This is a genomic window from Streptococcus jiangnanensis (assembly GCF_040888325.1).
Lineage (GTDB): Bacteria > Bacillota > Bacilli > Lactobacillales > Streptococcaceae > Streptococcus > Streptococcus jiangnanensis.
In genome coordinates this window covers 318024-334071 of the sequence record NZ_JBFNFF010000001.1, presented here as the reverse complement: position 1 = coordinate 334071, position 16048 = coordinate 318024, and the positions used below count along the sequence as shown (strand labels likewise).

13 protein-coding genes are annotated in these 16048 nt (G+C 37.1%); all 13 read right to left on the bottom strand.

Annotation, left to right across the window (positions count from 1 at the left end; genetic code table 11):
* Positions 1 to 50 precede the first annotated feature (50 nt).
* The 13 genes from AB2B49_RS01520 to AB2B49_RS01460 all read right to left on the bottom strand — a co-directional run bounded on the left by AB2B49_RS01520 (position 51) and on the right by AB2B49_RS01460 (position 15897).
* A complete protein-coding gene (locus AB2B49_RS01520) occupies positions 51 to 1004 on the bottom strand; it encodes a glycosyltransferase family 2 protein (protein ID WP_320691856.1) in 954 nt (317 codons plus the stop codon).
* Positions 1005 to 1326: 322 nt separating this feature from the next.
* On the bottom strand, positions 1327 to 2421 hold the full coding sequence (locus tag AB2B49_RS01515; protein ID WP_320691855.1) for a glycosyltransferase family 4 protein: 1095 nt from the start codon (positions 2419 to 2421) through the stop codon (positions 1327 to 1329).
* A gap of 20 nt (positions 2422 to 2441) precedes the next feature.
* A complete protein-coding gene (locus AB2B49_RS01510; RefSeq protein ID WP_320691854.1) occupies positions 2442 to 3242 on the bottom strand; it encodes a LicD family protein in 801 nt (266 codons plus the stop codon).
* Positions 3243 to 3328: 86 nt separating this feature from the next.
* Positions 3329 to 4546, bottom strand: a complete 1218-nt coding sequence (locus tag AB2B49_RS01505) for a polymerase (protein ID WP_320691853.1) — start codon at positions 4544 to 4546, stop codon at positions 3329 to 3331.
* A 19-nt stretch (positions 4547 to 4565) separates the two neighbouring features.
* Positions 4566 to 5360, bottom strand: coding sequence for a DUF4422 domain-containing protein (locus tag AB2B49_RS01500; RefSeq protein WP_320691852.1), 795 nt, complete (start codon positions 5358 to 5360; stop codon positions 4566 to 4568).
* A gap of 215 nt (positions 5361 to 5575) precedes the next feature.
* Positions 5576 to 6169 (bottom strand): sugar transferase, encoded by a 594-nt coding sequence (locus tag AB2B49_RS01495; protein WP_081103560.1) that lies wholly within the window; start codon positions 6167 to 6169, stop codon positions 5576 to 5578.
* Between the two features lie 96 nt (positions 6170 to 6265).
* Positions 6266 to 6958 (bottom strand): tyrosine-protein kinase, encoded by a 693-nt coding sequence (locus AB2B49_RS01490; protein WP_061408034.1) that lies wholly within the window; start codon positions 6956 to 6958, stop codon positions 6266 to 6268.
* 9 nt (positions 6959 to 6967) lie between these two features.
* Positions 6968 to 7660, bottom strand: a complete 693-nt coding sequence (cpsC, locus tag AB2B49_RS01485; protein WP_320691851.1) for a capsular polysaccharide biosynthesis protein CpsC — start codon at positions 7658 to 7660, stop codon at positions 6968 to 6970.
* A gap of 8 nt (positions 7661 to 7668) precedes the next feature.
* The gene (cps4B, locus tag AB2B49_RS01480; RefSeq protein WP_320691850.1) at positions 7669 to 8400 is read right to left on the bottom strand and encodes a capsular polysaccharide biosynthesis protein Cps4B; all 732 of its coding nucleotides are present in this window, start codon (positions 8398 to 8400) and stop codon (positions 7669 to 7671) included.
* A gap of 1 nt (position 8401) precedes the next feature.
* Positions 8402 to 9847: an LCP family glycopolymer transferase CpsA gene (gene cpsA / locus AB2B49_RS01475; protein ID WP_320691849.1), complete on the bottom strand. Its 1446-nt coding sequence runs from the start codon at positions 9845 to 9847 to the stop codon at positions 8402 to 8404.
* A gap of 193 nt (positions 9848 to 10040) precedes the next feature.
* Positions 10041 to 12002: a peptide ABC transporter substrate-binding protein gene (locus tag AB2B49_RS01470; protein ID WP_320691848.1), complete on the bottom strand. Its 1962-nt coding sequence runs from the start codon at positions 12000 to 12002 to the stop codon at positions 10041 to 10043.
* A 147-nt stretch (positions 12003 to 12149) separates the two neighbouring features.
* Positions 12150 to 14117: a peptide ABC transporter substrate-binding protein gene (locus AB2B49_RS01465; RefSeq protein ID WP_000837392.1), complete on the bottom strand. Its 1968-nt coding sequence runs from the start codon at positions 14115 to 14117 to the stop codon at positions 12150 to 12152.
* Between the two features lie 169 nt (positions 14118 to 14286).
* Positions 14287 to 15897: a glycoside hydrolase family 13 protein gene (locus tag AB2B49_RS01460; RefSeq protein ID WP_049504889.1), complete on the bottom strand. Its 1611-nt coding sequence runs from the start codon at positions 15895 to 15897 to the stop codon at positions 14287 to 14289.
* Positions 15898 to 16048: the final 151 nt, after the last annotated feature.

The following is a 16048-nucleotide window of genomic DNA, read 5'->3' as shown; positions in this document are numbered from 1 at the left end:
CTACATTTTTTTGACACTTGTTGCAAATTAAATTGGATCTATGCACGATACTATCGTAGCAACAAATACAATCTAGGGTTTAACATAAAAATAAGGCATTTTAGTTTTAGTTTCCATGATAACTTATTATTTTTTAACAAGTCGCTCATTTCGACTCTCAACAACTCTTTATCTTTTGAAAAATCTTTTAAGCCTGAGTCAGCTTTTGCACCAATTATTACAAAACCACCTAATAATTTTTTAGCTTGTAAAGCTTGCTTTAATTCTGGACTCTGAATGTACTCTCTTTTAATAACTTCCTCATTTTTTGCAACAGCTTCAAAGAAATCATATCTTTTTTCAGTAAATGTTGAACGAACTATACTCCCTTCCCTACGATAGTAATTGTAGGTTTCAAGCGGGCTTATCACGATTCTTTCAGCCAAGGCAAGGTGTTCTCCTACAACATAAAAATCCTCATAGATTTTCCCAACTGGAAAAGGGACTCGTTCCAATATGCTTTTTTTATAAAGCTTAGCACAGGCAGAAACCGTTGCAACTTTGTCATCCAACATTAGTTCCAGAGCCTTTTCTTTTGTAATCGGAGCCAAATCTTTATAGTCTGAGTCTTGCAATCGATAAGAAGTATAAGCATTATATTTTGAAGTAGCTTTTACCTTTGTTGAAATCAAGTCTGCTCGATATGTTTCCTGAATTTTCACGATTAACTCTAGAGTATATTCTTCAAGATAATCATCCGGATCTAAAAAGAAAATCCAATCTGAGTTGGCTTTTGCCACTCCAAAGTTACGTGCATCAGATAATCCACCATTTTCTTTGTGGAAAACATGGATATTTTCATATTGCTTTGCATAATCTTCGCATAATATGGGAGAATTATCTGTGGAACCATCATTTACAAGGATTATCTCAAAGTTTTGATAGGTCTGTTTAATTAAGCTTTCTATCGCAAAATGCAGATAGTCTGCAACATTATAAACAGGAACAACGATGCTGATAAACATCTTAAACGCCCCTCTCTTTTTCTTTCTTTTCAGAGTATTTCTTCAAATTCGGATTAAAAATTATTCCCAAAGCAAAGTTAGTCCTATAATTTAAGTAAGATCATCTGTCAAATTTTTTCGTAGGAACGTATTTATATGAGCTTTGCTCAATTTTACTATATAGCTCCTTTAACAACCTTTCCGAATTACTGACCATCCATGACAACCAGTACTTCAAATTTATTTTTATAATTCGGAAGCACTTGTTGGAAAGACTCCAGCCCTTTTAAAATGTAGTCCTGAATATTACAACTGGGCATTACAATTGTTAATAAACAATCCTTCATCTTATCTCATAAATCGTCTCAATTAGTTCAATCCACTGCTTGAGAATTTTTTCCTTATCGAATTTATCCATATTGTCTTTTGCGTGTTCTGAGAAAGACTGTCTCAAAACTTCATCTTCCATCAGTTCAAGCAATTTTTCACTCAACTTGTCCGTATCATAACGATCAACCAGATAACCATTGACCCCATCTTCAACAATCTCATTTGGTCCTGTTGGACATCTGAAACTAACAATTGGGAGGTTGTATTGTTGAGCTTCCAGTAGAACTAGAGGTAAACCTTCATAACGAGAAGTCATGACATAAATCCCTTTATCTCCATAAATCAAATCCTGATTTTTTTCAAGCCCTTTGATGACTAACTTATCCTGTAAATCATTTTCGTTGATTAAATTTCTGATTTTATCCACTTCATCTTGATTTCCGGAACCGTAGATTTCCCAAATCCAGTCAGACCTTTTCGCTAATACTTTTTTCGCGACTTGAACAAGATAATCATATCCTTTTTGATAGTCAAAACGGCCAACCGTCACAATTTTAGTTGATTTTTTATTATAGGATACATCTGAAAGAGCAGCCTCTTTCCAATTATAGATGTAGCAAATTCTTTCATCAGAAACACCGTATTTTTTTATATAATTTTCACGGTCTTCTTGAGTAAGGGTCACGAGTTTATCAGCAAATTTCGCTCCAATATATCTTTGTATCTTCTTAACTTTAGTATCAATATCTACTATAGAATTTGTATGGTCGCAGGAAACAAATTTTGTTCTCAAACCAATTGTGCTTGCTACACCAACTGTATTCATACTCATTCCAATTCCAAAAACAATATCAATGTTCTCTTCTTTCAGATAGTTTCTCAATAACTTGACCGCTTCGAGAAAATTTTTACTCATTGATATTTTCTTTGATGATAAATTTTGATATCGAACCGATTGTTTCAGCGAGAAGAAATTGTTTTCTGTAGAAATCATCGAGAGAAGATGAACTTCATACATAGTTGATAACTCATTTGCAAGACTGGTTGCTACTTTCAGTCCTCCATCTGTTCTATCAATACTCCATTTCACTAAAGCGATTTTTTTCATATTTAAACTACACTTCCCCTTCATTCTGAATCACCAGTTGATATGAGTTCTATATTATGCGCAACTCTATCTTCTACTGGCGGTAATTTCATGTAATCACCGTAGATTTCGTTTAAATATTCTTTGTACTTTGTTGGACAATTTATCATTGTATCCTCAAAAACCAATAAAACAGGGTCTTTAAAATACTCTCTTGGAACTATTTCTCTCTCCCTATATCTACCTAGAACATTGCCGACGTAACGAGAAGTTTTAAAATCATATTTTTGAATAAATTTATGCAGATTTTCTACCAATGTATCCTTAGGAAGCACTTTTTGGATTCTTAGCGCTTTAGATATTTTAACTATAAGATTTTCTAAAGCGCCACGGTCTTTATCTTCAAGTTGGTCCAAAACTGATATTTTACAAAGCATCCTTTGAAACAATAACCTTGAACTATGTAATTTAGCTACAAATACTCCTTTTTCTGGATAACCATCTAGAGGAAAAATATCAATAAATACATTGCTTTCAGAATTCGCAATTTTAACAATAACATTTTCATCTACTAACTGAGTTATATCGAGATTTAATGGATTATTAACTATTTTAAAATTGCTTGGTAATAAATTTGGAGCTATCTTTTTGAACTTTTCGTAATCCTCTCTCGGCATACCGATATCAATATCATCATCCCAAGGTATGAAGCCTTGATGACGAACAGCACCGAGTAAAGTCCCCCCTAGAGCATAGTAGGTTAGGTCATTTTCTTCGCAAATATTAATAAACTCTTTCAAAATAGATAAAATCTTATCTTGAATGATTTTGATATCCGACATACTTTCCTCCTATTATAAATCGAAATAAAACCATTTTCCCAGTCTATGCTCTTTTAAGTTCTTGTTAAATACTTCTTACCATTTTACTATACGATTTTTTCAAATGAATGTTCCCCGAGTTCTTCGTTGCTTTCATCAGAAAACTGATAATCCGGGTAGATTAAAGCACCTACCAAGATCCAAAAAATATTGTTATGAAGATAGAAATTCAAATCATCAATCATGGAATGAAAACTCATTAATATCAAAATCAGAGCAAGAACCCACTGGCGTTTCTTAATGACTTTAAGTAGTGTCAAAGATAAAACTGAGACCATTAATCCCAGGATGAGTAAGCCAAATCTCTGTAAAATTTGGACGTACAAATTGTCCACATACAGATAGGTCTGATAGTTTCTAACACCGTCAACAGTCAGACCATTCCCATTCCAGTAAACTGGTCGTCCAAAAAATCCAAAACCATAGAGATTTAAAGATTTATTAGCCAAGTATATCCGACCACCTAACATATGATTCACTTTAAAAAGAAGATCATTGATAAAAGAATGACTTGAATTGAGATAGGTAACGGAGATCCAAAAACTAATAACTGCATTTACAATAAAGGTTGGTTTAAAAGCTTTAAACACATATCCTAACTTTGAAAATAGTTTCGGAAACCATTTTATTAACAAACTGCATGTCAGCAATACACAGGAACTATAAAATGTTAAACGAGAATCCGTTTGATCATATACCCAATAAACAGAAAGAGCCAAAAGTAACCATTGCCAGTATTGGATTTTGTTTTGCTTTAAATAAAACACAATAGCAACTATATTCATCAGTAAAATCGAAGGAAATAGAGCATATCTAAAACCTAGGTAGGTCCGCACTCGAGGACCAGAAATTTCTACATAGTTCGTTATGATTCCTAATCTTGCGCTTATGATAACAAAAAACAACAGGCACATACTAACGACTAATGATGTTTTCGCCACCTTCTTAAAGGGAATATCTCGTAAAGTATAAATAAATAATATACTTACAGGAAGTTCTGAACTGAGAGCTGTTATTTTCCCCACTATAAAATAAATTAAAATCGTTGCAAACAAACCAATGAGAGTTCTATAATCATATTTTCTCTTAAACGACTCTTTTATAACCAAAAGAAAGAGGGAAAAAGCTATCGCTAATTTATAAACTGTTCCAGGCAGATACCGAGCATAAAAAGTTACATTTAATATCGAAACCGTTAAAAATATCCCTAAAGCAACAAGAGCCAAAAGTTCTGGTACAGATTTTATTTTTAGTACTAATTTCATTCTTACTATTCATCCCTATCTAAAAACTCTGTCCATATTTTTTTCCAAAGAATTTTGCTTGTAAAAAGGACTTCCCTTTTTGAATCAAATCAATTTTTTCCATATAAATGAACGGAATCTCCTTAATCCTCAAATCTTGATTTGCCAACCAAACATTGAACAAGCGTTCACTGATACGACCAAATAATCTAGCGTCAAAAGCAGAATAGTCTGTAATGTCCAATCTTCTATAGAGTTCATCGATAATTGGGAACAACCATTCACAATAGGCTGCTACATTTTCTTTGGACATGATAAACATATTGAACATATAGCCACTGCGTTGCTTCATGACCTGATCAAAAGCATCGATATAATCCGGTCTCAACTCGCTAATAATCTGACGTGTCACGTCTAAATGATTGGCATCGTGAGTATGTGCATAGTGAGAGTATAGCGTTTCAATATAATATTTCCGTTTTTTAGGAACGACAACATCGTATTTTGACAGCAAGTTTTTAACTTCTGACTTTGAAAGAATAATATCATCCATACTAATTGCTTCTCTATATGAGTGTCGTTTTGATGTGAAATATCTACGGTAATGTACCAATCCAAGATAATCACATTCTAAATTTTTCCAAGCCCAATATAATCCTGTTAATTCACAATAATAAGGATTAAGGTGAGAAATATGGACTCCCTGATTATCTGATTGATAACCTAAATCTTCCTTACCTTCACTACCAACTTGGATAGGGATATACAAGTCCTTATCCTCTGGCATTTGAAATCGTTTATGTGTTGCAACTATGATTCTATACGTTTTAGACATTTCTATATCCTAATTCAATTCCCTTCATCCATATCTAGCTCAACTACCTTTTAATCAAAATTGTAATCATTCTCTATTGAAAAAATATCCAGCCAAAATAGATCTTCACTAAAACTATCCTGACCCAAAAAGATAAAATTGAATACCAAAGATATCCTTTTTGTATTCAATTTTATCTTTATATATTCCACTTCATACTGACTCAGCCTGAATTCTCAATGAGCTCCGTCACCGGATAACACTCTTCTAATAGTCAAAAAGAAAATTTTGATGTCTAGCCATAAAGACTGATTTCTAGGATAATACAATTCCATCTCACAACGTTCAGGATAATATACTTGACTCCTACCTGAAACTTGCCATATCCCCGTAATTCCAGGACGAACAGACAATAAAACTTCCTGCTCTTCCTTAGAATATTCATCTAGTTCATTTTCAAGAATTGGCCTTGGCCCAATAAGACTCATATCACCTAGTACCAAATTTATAAACTGAGGAACTTCATCAATACTTGTTCTTCTTATAAAATCTCCAATATTTGTAAGCCGTGGATCCTCGTTTGGTGGCAATTTATAGCTATTGTTTTTATATTTTTCATAAAGCTCCTTATTCGAAATCAGAATTTCTTCTGCGTTTTCGACCATTGATCTAAACTTAATGATTTTAAATTTTTTCCCTCTGAGACCTGCTCTATATTGTGTAAAAAATATACTCCCTTTATAACCTTTAATCTTGTAGATTGAAAAGATGATTAGAGAACAGGGTAAAACAATAAGTATTGTTCCACACAAGCCGATAATTACATCCATAAATCTTTTAAAACAAAAATAGATGATATTATTTTGTTTCACCTAAACTCCCCCTTGTAATAACATCCTCAGAAAATTTTTAAACTACAAGAGCCCCTATTTTCTCCCATAATTTCCGTAAGAGCCATAAGCACCGTAGGAACCATATTTTTCAACAGATGTATTCAATTTATTGAGCACAATTCCTAAGAATGGTTTGCTTGTTTGTTCGAGCTGCCCTTTCGCCTTTTGAACATCTCTTCTATTAGCTTCACCTACTGCCGTTACCAAAACAGAAGCATCACATTTTTGAGTGACGATAGCTGCATCGATGACAACTCCGATTGGCGCTGTATCCACAATGATGTAATCAAAGTACTTACGCAAGGTATCAAGCATGGTTGCAAAATTTTCACTTTGTAGCAAGGCTGTTGGGTTGGGTGATATAGAACCCGCTTGAATAACAAACAAGTTTTCAACATTGGTATCACATAGGCCTTGTGATAGGTCTGTCGTCCCAGATAAGAACTCTGTTAGTCCAGTAATCTTCTCGCGTGATTTAAAAACACCTGACATGACAGAATTACGAATATCGGCATCGATTAACAGCGTCTTATAGCCCGCACGCGCAAAGGCCCAAGCAATATTTGTAGAAGTAGTTGACTTCCCTTCACCCGGTTTCACAGACGTGATCGAAATAACTTTCAAATTATTCCCACTCAACTGTATATTGGTACGAAGCGCATTGTAATACTCTTCAGCTTTTCTTGCCAAATCTAATTTTTTTTGTACAATCTCTAATGTTGGCATCTCTCTCTCCTATTTCAATTTATCCAAATTTGGAACTACTCCCAATAGCGCAATTTGCATCACATCTTCGATATCTTCTGGACGTTTCACTCGTGTATCCAAGAGTTCAACTAGGAGAACAGTGACAACCATTATAACCGCTCCAGCAAGAAATCCAACCATGGTATTGCGACGGATATTTGGAGACGATGGGGATGTTGCAGGACGCGCTTCTTCAAGCGTTGTCACATCTGAAACTCGCGTGACACTGATGATTTTTTGAGCAGCAACCTCTCTCAAAGAGTTGGCGATACGGCTAGCTTCCTCAGGTGCACGGTCTGTGACAGAGATAGATACAATACGCGTATCCACTGGAACTGTTACCTTGATTTTACTAGCTAGACCTTTTGGAGGGAGTTCTAGTTTCAAATCAGTCGCAACTTTTTCTAAAACGTCTTGCGAGAGAATGATTTCACGATAGTCTTTTACCAAGTATGATCCCGCTTGCAAGTCTTGGTTGGTCAAACCAGGCTTATCTCCCTGATTACGGTTGACCACATAAATGCGGGTAGTACTGGTAAACTCTGGTTTCACAATAAAACTATTGTAAGCAAATGCTACTGACCCTGTCACGAATGCTACCAAGACAATCAGCAATTTTCGTTTCCATAGAATTTTTAACAAGTGGAATACATCAATTTCCATAATATTCTTTTCTTTCATTTTTTCTCCTAAATTAGTTGATCCATTATAATTTTTCTTGGGTTCTCTTTAAAGAGTTCCTTGGCCTTGTTTTCACCGTATTTTTTGGCAATGATATCATAGGCTTCTTCCATATGAGGAGGTCTATGATCCAAGTTGTGCATATCACTAGCGATTACATGAACGAGGTCACGCTCTAAGAAATACTGAGCTCTCTTTTTCATGAATTTATAAGTTTCTCCGAAGAGTTTAGGTTTCAAGATATGAGAACTATTGACTTGAGTATAACATCCCATGTCAATCAGCTCTTGCACGCGCTTTTCATTATTTTCTAAAGCATCATAGCGTTCAATGTGGGCAACGACTGGCGTAATACCCAGCATTAGAATATCACTCAATCCCTTATGCATGTCTCGATAGGGTGTATTCATGCTAAACTCAATCAAAGCATAGCGACTATCGTTGAGGGTGGGGATTAATTTCTTTTCTAACTTCTCAACGACATCCGGAGTATAGTAGATTTCAGCCCCATAGGCAATGATTAGGTCATCAGCAACTTCCTTAGCCATTTCTCTTACCTTGAGAAAGTTGGTTGCGATCTTTTCTTCAGGAGTTTCAAACATTCCTTTTCGTCTATGCGATGTTGAAACGATAGTTCGCACTCCTTGACTATAGGCCTCTCTTAGAAGACTTTTGCTTTCCTCTATCGACTTTGGACCATCGTCCACATCAAAAACGATGTGCGAATGAATATCGATCATTCTACTTCCCCTCCATCACATCATTGATAGCAGCTTTCGCAGCAGCCAAACTACTATCGTCGATTTCCATCATGTAGAGGTTACTATCTGGCATGGCGTAAGAAGGAAGATCCATACGGCCAGTCCCCTTCAAGTCTTGAGAGTTGACTTTGTAATTTCCTCCACTCTCTAACTGAGTATTGACTAGATCGATCATGGTTTCCAAAGGCATATTGGTTTGAAGAGAATCTTGCAATCCTTTAATGATATTGTCATAGTTCTTCAAAGCCTCAGTTGATGTTAATTTCTGAATCACAGCTACAATAACCTTTTGTTGGTTTCGTCCACGGTCACGATCTCCATCTGCAAGAGAGTAACGTTCACGAACAAATCCCAGAGCCTGCTCAGAATCTAAGTGGACATTTCCTACCGGATAGTACTTCCCATTAGTGTGTGCAGTAAATTCTTGATCATTATAAACATCAATCCCACCTAAAAGGTCAATCAACTTCAAGAAAGAAGTGAAGTTCAAACGAACATAGTAATTGATATCAACCCCGTATAGATTTTCCAGGGTATGAATCGACGAGTCTACTCCATAAATCCCTGCATGGGTCAATTTATCCTTTTGATTGTTTCCTCCATCTGCGATTGGTACATAGGAATCACGAGGAGTTGTAGTGAGAAGGATTTTTTTGGTATCACGGTTCACCGTCATCAAAATATTTACATCTGAACGCGAAACTGAGCTGATTGGACCGTAGGTATCAATACCGCTCACATAAATATTGAAAGCTTTATTCTTCGATACCTTAGGCGCAGCAACTTCTTTAATCAAATTTTTAGTGTATATTTTCTTGATTTTAGAAGCATAGTCAGGATACTCTGCTTCAATAATATTTTCAAAGACACTATTTAAGACGATTGCTTTCGTTTCACCAGAAAGCAGACTCTTATAAGCTGCTAGGTAAGAAGTCGCATTCTCAACTGTCAAGCCCTTGCTTTGGCTAGTCTTAATATCTGCTAACAACTTTTGAATATTGTCATTGTCTGTCTCTGTTGGCCCCGTAACCGTATCCAGTTGGGTCACATTATTGATCTCACTATCTTTCAAAACGACCACACTAATCGAATACTCTGAGTAATTTGACGTCGAATTGATATGATTGGTAAAACCGACAAACTGTTGCAAAGCATAGAGAGAAACTGAACTAACTAAGATGGCAAGCGTCAAAAAGAAGACCGTAAACTTCTCAGCTTTTTTATAAACAATTAGCAGTAGTCCTACTAAAGCAGCTAATAAAACGAGAACTGTAGAAATAATATTCAGGTATCTAAAGGCTAAAATGTTGTGTCTAAAAATCAAGAACAGCAAAAAACCACCCAACAATAGATAAATGGTTAATAAGACTATGTTAATATTTCGTTTCATGTTACCAGAACGAGTTCTCTTTGAACGTCTATTCATGTTAATCCCCTATACGTTAATAATTAGGATTATTATATCACATTTATGAAAGAAATTCCATTTATTCCCGTTATTCTCAGCGTTTTCATTCACTTCTGTGTTCTTTATTTGCTTTAAAATTATACTAACTTCATTTTTCATGACAAATTAAAAAGACAAGGGCAATTTATAGTGCCAGCTTGTCTTTCTTTTTTTATTTAACGTGGTTTTCAAATTCTTTTTGGCTCTTTTCGATAGCTTTTTTACTTTCTTCTTCCCACTTAGCCTTGGCTTCATCAAATTGTTTCTTGGTAACAGGGTCTTTTTGTAATCTCATGTACTTATAATTATTTCCGTCACCCTTGATACCTACTAGGGAGTAGGCACGTGTAAACGGAGTTACTTTAGTTACAGAGGCTGTACCACCATTTGACATAGCAGACATGACTAGAGAATTGTCAATCATCCAAGCTTGAGCTTCAGCGTATTTTTCATAACGCTTAGCAACATCTTTGTTCTCTGCATCTGCTTCTTTCAAGAGTTGTGTATAGGTATCGAGTCCCAAACTCTTGATGAGCTCTTGGTCTTCCTTGGCGTCAAGACCAAAAATCTTGAGATAGAAGCCAGTTTCAGCATTGAAGGGATCTAGATAAGTTGATGGATCCTGGTAATCACCAACCCAACCATCAAAGTTTAGGTCGTAGTCACGAGCAGCTGGATTTGGTGCTAGGAAGGCAACATTTCCAAAGTCATCTGTAGAAAGCTGTTGAACATCAATGACGATATTGTCAGAACCTAGTACTGTTTCAAGGGTTTGTTTAACCGAGTTCATACCAGAAACCGCATTTTTATTCGTCTGATCAACAGGGACATCCAAATGGATTGGGAAAGTCACGCCTTGGGCTTCCAATTCCTTTTTAGCTTCCGCAAATTTTGCTTGGGCCTTTTCCTTGTTAAAGTAGGCATCTTGAGCATCTGCCAAATTGATACCTGACCACTCAGTTCCGTAGTTCACAAGCTTAGAAGCTGTTACTTCTCCAAAGGTCTTATCTCCCACCTGGACAAATGTTGGAGGAACTAGAGTATTACGAAGGGTTTTGCTCGCTGCTTCTTCACCGTTAGATTGAGCAGAGTAGGCTGTTCGATCAATACCAAAGTTGATAGCCTGACGGAAATTTTTATTTAAGATAGCTGTTTGAGCAGATTTCTTTTGTTCGTCCGTTGTTTTAGCGGTATGATTATAGGTTTTGCGGTTGACGTTAAAGTTAAAGTACCATGATGTCTTGTCTTGTAAGCTATAGACGATATTGTCTTGGTATTTTTCTTTTGTCTTAGCATAGTTCGAACTATTTGGATAGACTCCTGCAATCGAGTAAGCACCACTTTCAAAGTTTCGAATGGTCATCTCCTGATCTGACCCATCAAAGTAAGCTAACTTAACTTTTTCAATGGTTACTTTATCATGGTCATAATAGTGTGGATTCTTCACATATTCGATCGAAGATTTTGATGTGAAATCTTTTAACAGATATGGACCATTATAAAGGATACTGTCTGGTGTCAAGGTACCAAAATCTTTATCCTTTGATTTCAAGAACTCTTCGTTGACTGGGAAAAGAATACTATTGGTTGTCTTTGAATTCCAATACGGTTCTGGTCGAGTCAAAGTGTACTCGACTGTGTAATCATCCAAGGCTTTGACACCGACAGTTGAAAAGTCATTGGTCACACCCGTCACATAGTCATTCAATCCCTTGATTGAATTTTGGATCAGATCTATGGCTTGCCCCTTATTGTCAGCGGCATATTTGATCCCAGTGACAAAATCCTGAGCTTTGACTAAAGCATATTCCTCACCATCAGCCGTATACCACTTGGCATCTTTTCTAAGCTTGTAGGTATAGGTCAAACCATCTGATGAAACAGACCAATCTTCAGCCAAAGCTGGCGTTAGATTTCCATAGCTATCATTTTCTAACAAGCCGTCTACAAGGTTGGTAATAACAGCAGTGTTATCCGCATAATAATCTAGAAGATAGTTAAAAGTTGTCGGATTCGCACTAAATGTTGATGAATAAGTGCTAGTATCTGTGTTGGACTGTCCACATGACGAGAGCAAAATACCTGTCGCTAAGACAAGACCCGTCCCGATTAGTCTTTTTTTCATTTTGATCATCATTCACTCCTTTATGTCACTTTTTATAACATAGCTATATTTTATCAAATTTATTCAAAAATGTAAAGTTACTGCTTTTATGACAACTGGTGTCTCAAAACAAAAAAGGAAGCACAGTTTCCTGCAACTTCCTTTTCTATTTATAGATTACTTGACGTGTTTTTCAAGTTCTTTTTGGTATTTGGCATTTGTTTCGATTTTTTCTTGTTGCCATTTCTTGAAGGCTTCTTCGTATTCTTTTGCAGTAACAACATCATTTTGCAACTCCAAACCTTTGAACACAAATGGGTCTCCCTTGATTCCGACTTGAGAGTATGCTTTTGTGAATGGTACAGTACGGCTAACAGTTGGAGAACCACCTGAAGAAGCAACTGGAATCAAGAGTGAGCTATCAGACACCCAAGCTTGAGCTTTAGCGTATTTTTCATAACGCTTATTAAGGTCGCTGGTTTCAGCTGCAGCATCATCCAAGAGTTTCTTGTATTCATCTAGACCGACTTGAGCCATCACTTCTGGATCTTTTCCACGAGTGATCCCCAAGTGTTTAAGGGCAGAACCCTTCTTAGCATCAAGGATGTTGAGGTAGGTAGCTGGGTCTTGATAGTCTGGTCCCCAACCAGTTCCGTTCAAGTCATAGTCTTTTTGGGATGGAACCTTGGCTTGAGACGTAATGCTTATTTTCTCATTATCGGTCATTTGAAGGACATCAACAATGACATTTTCAGTACCAAGTGATGATTCGATAGACTGCTTGAGTGAGTTGGTTTGTTGAACCGCGATTACATCTGTTTGTTCAACGGGGATATCCAAATGGATTGGGAAGGTAACACCCTTGGCTTGCAATTCTTCCTTGGCTTTAGCAAAGGCTGCCTTAGCTTTTTCAGGACTGTAAATCGTATCCTTGCCATCTGTAAGGGCCACATCTTTCCACTGGTCACCATATGAAACGAGCTCTGCCTGAGCCAACTCTCCAAAGGTTTTTTCACCCACTTGAACGTAGTCATGAGGCACTAGGCTGTTACGTATAATCTTGTTCGCACCTTCTTCACCATTCAACTGAGCAGTATAAGAATGACGGTCAAGGGCAAAGTTCAGCGCCTGACGGAAGTTCTTGTTGAGAAGAGCTTCTTTCGTTGATGTTTTTTGAGCTTCGTCTGTTTTGGCTGTTTTATTGTAAGATTGGCGGTTTACGTTAACAGTGAGGTAGTAGCTAGTCGCTTCTTGTGGACTGTAAACAATCTTATCGCCGTACTCTTGTTTAGTTGACTCAAAGTTTGAGCTTGTTGGGAAGAGACGGGCTGTTGTATAAGCACCTTGTGTAAAGCTACGAATCAAAGATTCTTGGTCTGATCCATCGTAGAAAGTTAGTTTAATATTGTCAATCTTAACATTGTCCTTATCCCAGTAGTTTGGATTCTTTTCATATTCAATGACTGATTTTGAAGTCAATGATTTCAAGAAATAAGGACCATTGTATAGGATACCTGATGGGGTTGGTGCACCGTAGTCGCTCCCTTTAGAATTCAAAAATTCTTCATTAACTGGAAGCATGGTTGCAGTTGTGACCTTAGAGTTCCAGAAACTTTCTGGTTTGTTGAGCGTGTATTCTACCGTGTAATCATCAACAGCCTTAACTCCTACGGTAGAGAAATCATTGCTCTCACCACTAACATACTCTGCCAAACCTTTGATAGAATCCTGAATCAAAGAAAGACCATCTGATTTTCCGTCAGCAGCATGTTTAAGCCCAGTAACAAAGTCTTTGGCCTTAACTTCAGCGTATTCTTCTCCATCAGAAGTATACCATTTTACACCCTTACGAAGTTTGTAGGTGTAAGTCAAACCATCCTTTGAAACAGACCAGTCTTCTGCAAGTGATGGAATTAAGTTCCCATACTTATCATTTTCCAAAAGACCATCAACAACGTTTGCTATAACGTCAGAGGTTGAGCTCTTGCTCGTCACACTATAGTCCAAAGAAGATGGATCCATAGCGTAGACATAAGAGAATGTCTTGGGAGCATCCGCTTTCTTTTCACTTTGCCCACAAGCAGTTAACAGTAGGGCTGCACTCAAAACAGCACCTGCTCCTAAGAGCCACTTTTTCGATTTCATAAGTAATCTCCTTAAAGATAGTGTTTTCACCATTATACCCTATTTTTTCATAAAAGCAAGAACTTTCGCCAGATTTTTTAGAAAATTCTAACAAATATTTTTTAAAGGGTTTTCTATATATTTTTTAGTAAAAGAACCCCAAGCATCAAAGGCTTGAGGTTCACTTATTTTAATCCGTTAGTTCCACACAGAAAGCATCCCAGGGCTCTAAGGTCTGTTTTTCAACTGCTTCTTTAGCAGTAGTGTTCTCAATCAAGACAGATTTGACTTTTCCTCCTACCGAAAAATCTTGTTTTTCATTGGACAAGTTAGCCACAACTAGGAAGCGGCGGTCGCCATCTTTACGGATATAGGCAAAGACCTTATCAGCTGTATCAAGCAATTCAAAGTCAGCTCGAATCAACCAGCTGTTCTCCTTACGAATTTGCACGAGTTTTTGATAGGTATAGAAAATAGATTCTGGATTTGCCAGTGCTTCTTGAACGTTGATTTCTTCATAGTTTGGATTAACTGCCAACCAAGGTTGACCTGTTGAGAAGCCAGCATTTTTGCTTTCATCCCATTGCATTGGGGTACGGGCATTATCACGACCAATGACACGGATGCTGTCCATGATTTCTTCCATCGGAACGCCTTTCTCAAGAGCTTCACGTGCATAGTTGAGGGATTCTATATCTTCTACTTGGTCCAGTGTTTCAAACGGATAGTTGGTCATCCCAATCTCCTCACCCTGGTAGATATAAGGTGTCCCCCTCATAAGATGAAGCAAGATTGCAAAGGCTTTGGCAGATTTTTCACGGTATTCTTGGTCATTTCCCCAGATAGAGACGATGCGAGGAAGGTCATGGTTGTTCCAGAAGAGGGAATTCCATCCGTCCTCAACTCCCAACTCTGTCTGCCATTTGTTGAAAATCTCTTTTAACTTCCCTACATTTAATTCTTTTTGGTAGTGCCACTTAGGTTGCCCTTCCTGATATTGAAGACAGATATGTTCAAACTGGAAGACCATAGATAATTCTTGTCCCTTTGGATCCGAGTAGAGTTTAGCAATCTCTGGCGTTGCCCCCCATGTTTCCCCTACTGTCAAGAGATTCTTATCTCCAAAAGTCGCCTGATTCATTTCCTTGAGATAGGGATGGAGCATAGGACCATTATTAACTACTTTCTCATCAGGAATTTTTCCAATCATGTCAATAACATCCATACGGAAACCACCAATTCCTTTATCAATCCAGAAGTTCATCATCTCATAAATTTTCTGGCGCAGTTTTTCATTCTCCCAGTTGAGATCAGGCTGTTTCTTACTGAAAAAGTGGAGATAGTATTGACCCGACTTTTCATCGTATTCCCAAGCAGACCCACTAAAGATAGACTCCAAATCATTAGGCTCATCCCGCCAGATATAGTAGTCACGCTCAGGGCTATCAGGATTCTCACAAGCCTCGACAAACCATGCGTGTTCATCTGAGGTATGATTGACCACCAAGTCCATGATAATTCGAATATCACGCTTCTTAGCTTCTGCGATGAGTTGGTCCATGTCCTCCATAGTCCCGAAAATAGCTGCAATTGCTTGATAATCAGCAATATCGTAGCCATTATCATCCATCGGACTGTCATAAACAGGAGAAAGCCAAATAGCTGTAATCCCTAACTTAGCTAGGTAGTCCAACTTACTAGTAATTCCTGGCAAATCGCCAATTCCGTCTCCATTGCTGTCCATAAAACTCTTTGGATAGACTTGATAGACTACGGCATTGTGCCACCATTTTTCTTGCATCTTCTTACCTCATTATTTTAATAATCTATCATCTATGATAGCGCTTTTTTAAACTTAGTGCAAGCGTTTGCCTAATCTTTTTGATTTCTTTTTTGACTCCGTAGTTTCCTATCTTCCAATTTTTTATTATAATAGAGGTCAGAGGTAAAAA

What these genes read in the sequence shown, in the direction of transcription:
- AB2B49_RS01520 (WP_320691856.1), bottom strand. Translation starts at nt 1,004, where the DNA reads ATGTTTATCAGCATCGTTGTTCCTGTTTATAATGTTGCAGACTATCTG.
- AB2B49_RS01515 (WP_320691855.1), bottom strand. Translation starts at nt 2,421, where the DNA reads ATGAAAAAAATCGCTTTAGTGAAATGGAGTATTGATAGAACAGATGGA.
- AB2B49_RS01510 (WP_320691854.1), bottom strand. Translation starts at nt 3,242, where the DNA reads ATGTCGGATATCAAAATCATTCAAGATAAGATTTTATCTATTTTGAAA.
- AB2B49_RS01505 (WP_320691853.1), bottom strand. Translation starts at nt 4,546, where the DNA reads ATGAAATTAGTACTAAAAATAAAATCTGTACCAGAACTTTTGGCTCTT.
- AB2B49_RS01500 (WP_320691852.1), bottom strand. Translation starts at nt 5,360, where the DNA reads ATGTCTAAAACGTATAGAATCATAGTTGCAACACATAAACGATTTCAA.
- AB2B49_RS01495 (WP_081103560.1), bottom strand. Translation starts at nt 6,169, where the DNA reads ATGGATGTAATTATCGGCTTGTGTGGAACAATACTTATTGTTTTACCC.
- AB2B49_RS01490 (WP_061408034.1), bottom strand. Translation starts at nt 6,958, where the DNA reads ATGCCAACATTAGAGATTGTACAAAAAAAATTAGATTTGGCAAGAAAA.
- cpsC (WP_320691851.1), bottom strand. Translation starts at nt 7,660, where the DNA reads ATGAAAGAAAAGAATATTATGGAAATTGATGTATTCCACTTGTTAAAA.
- cps4B (WP_320691850.1), bottom strand. Translation starts at nt 8,400, where the DNA reads ATGATCGATATTCATTCGCACATCGTTTTTGATGTGGACGATGGTCCA.
- cpsA (WP_320691849.1), bottom strand. Translation starts at nt 9,847, where the DNA reads ATGAATAGACGTTCAAAGAGAACTCGTTCTGGTAACATGAAACGAAAT.
- AB2B49_RS01470 (WP_320691848.1), bottom strand. Translation starts at nt 12,002, where the DNA reads ATGATCAAAATGAAAAAAAGACTAATCGGGACGGGTCTTGTCTTAGCG.
- AB2B49_RS01465 (WP_000837392.1), bottom strand. Translation starts at nt 14,117, where the DNA reads ATGAAATCGAAAAAGTGGCTCTTAGGAGCAGGTGCTGTTTTGAGTGCA.
- AB2B49_RS01460 (WP_049504889.1), bottom strand. Translation starts at nt 15,897, where the DNA reads ATGCAAGAAAAATGGTGGCACAATGCCGTAGTCTATCAAGTCTATCCA.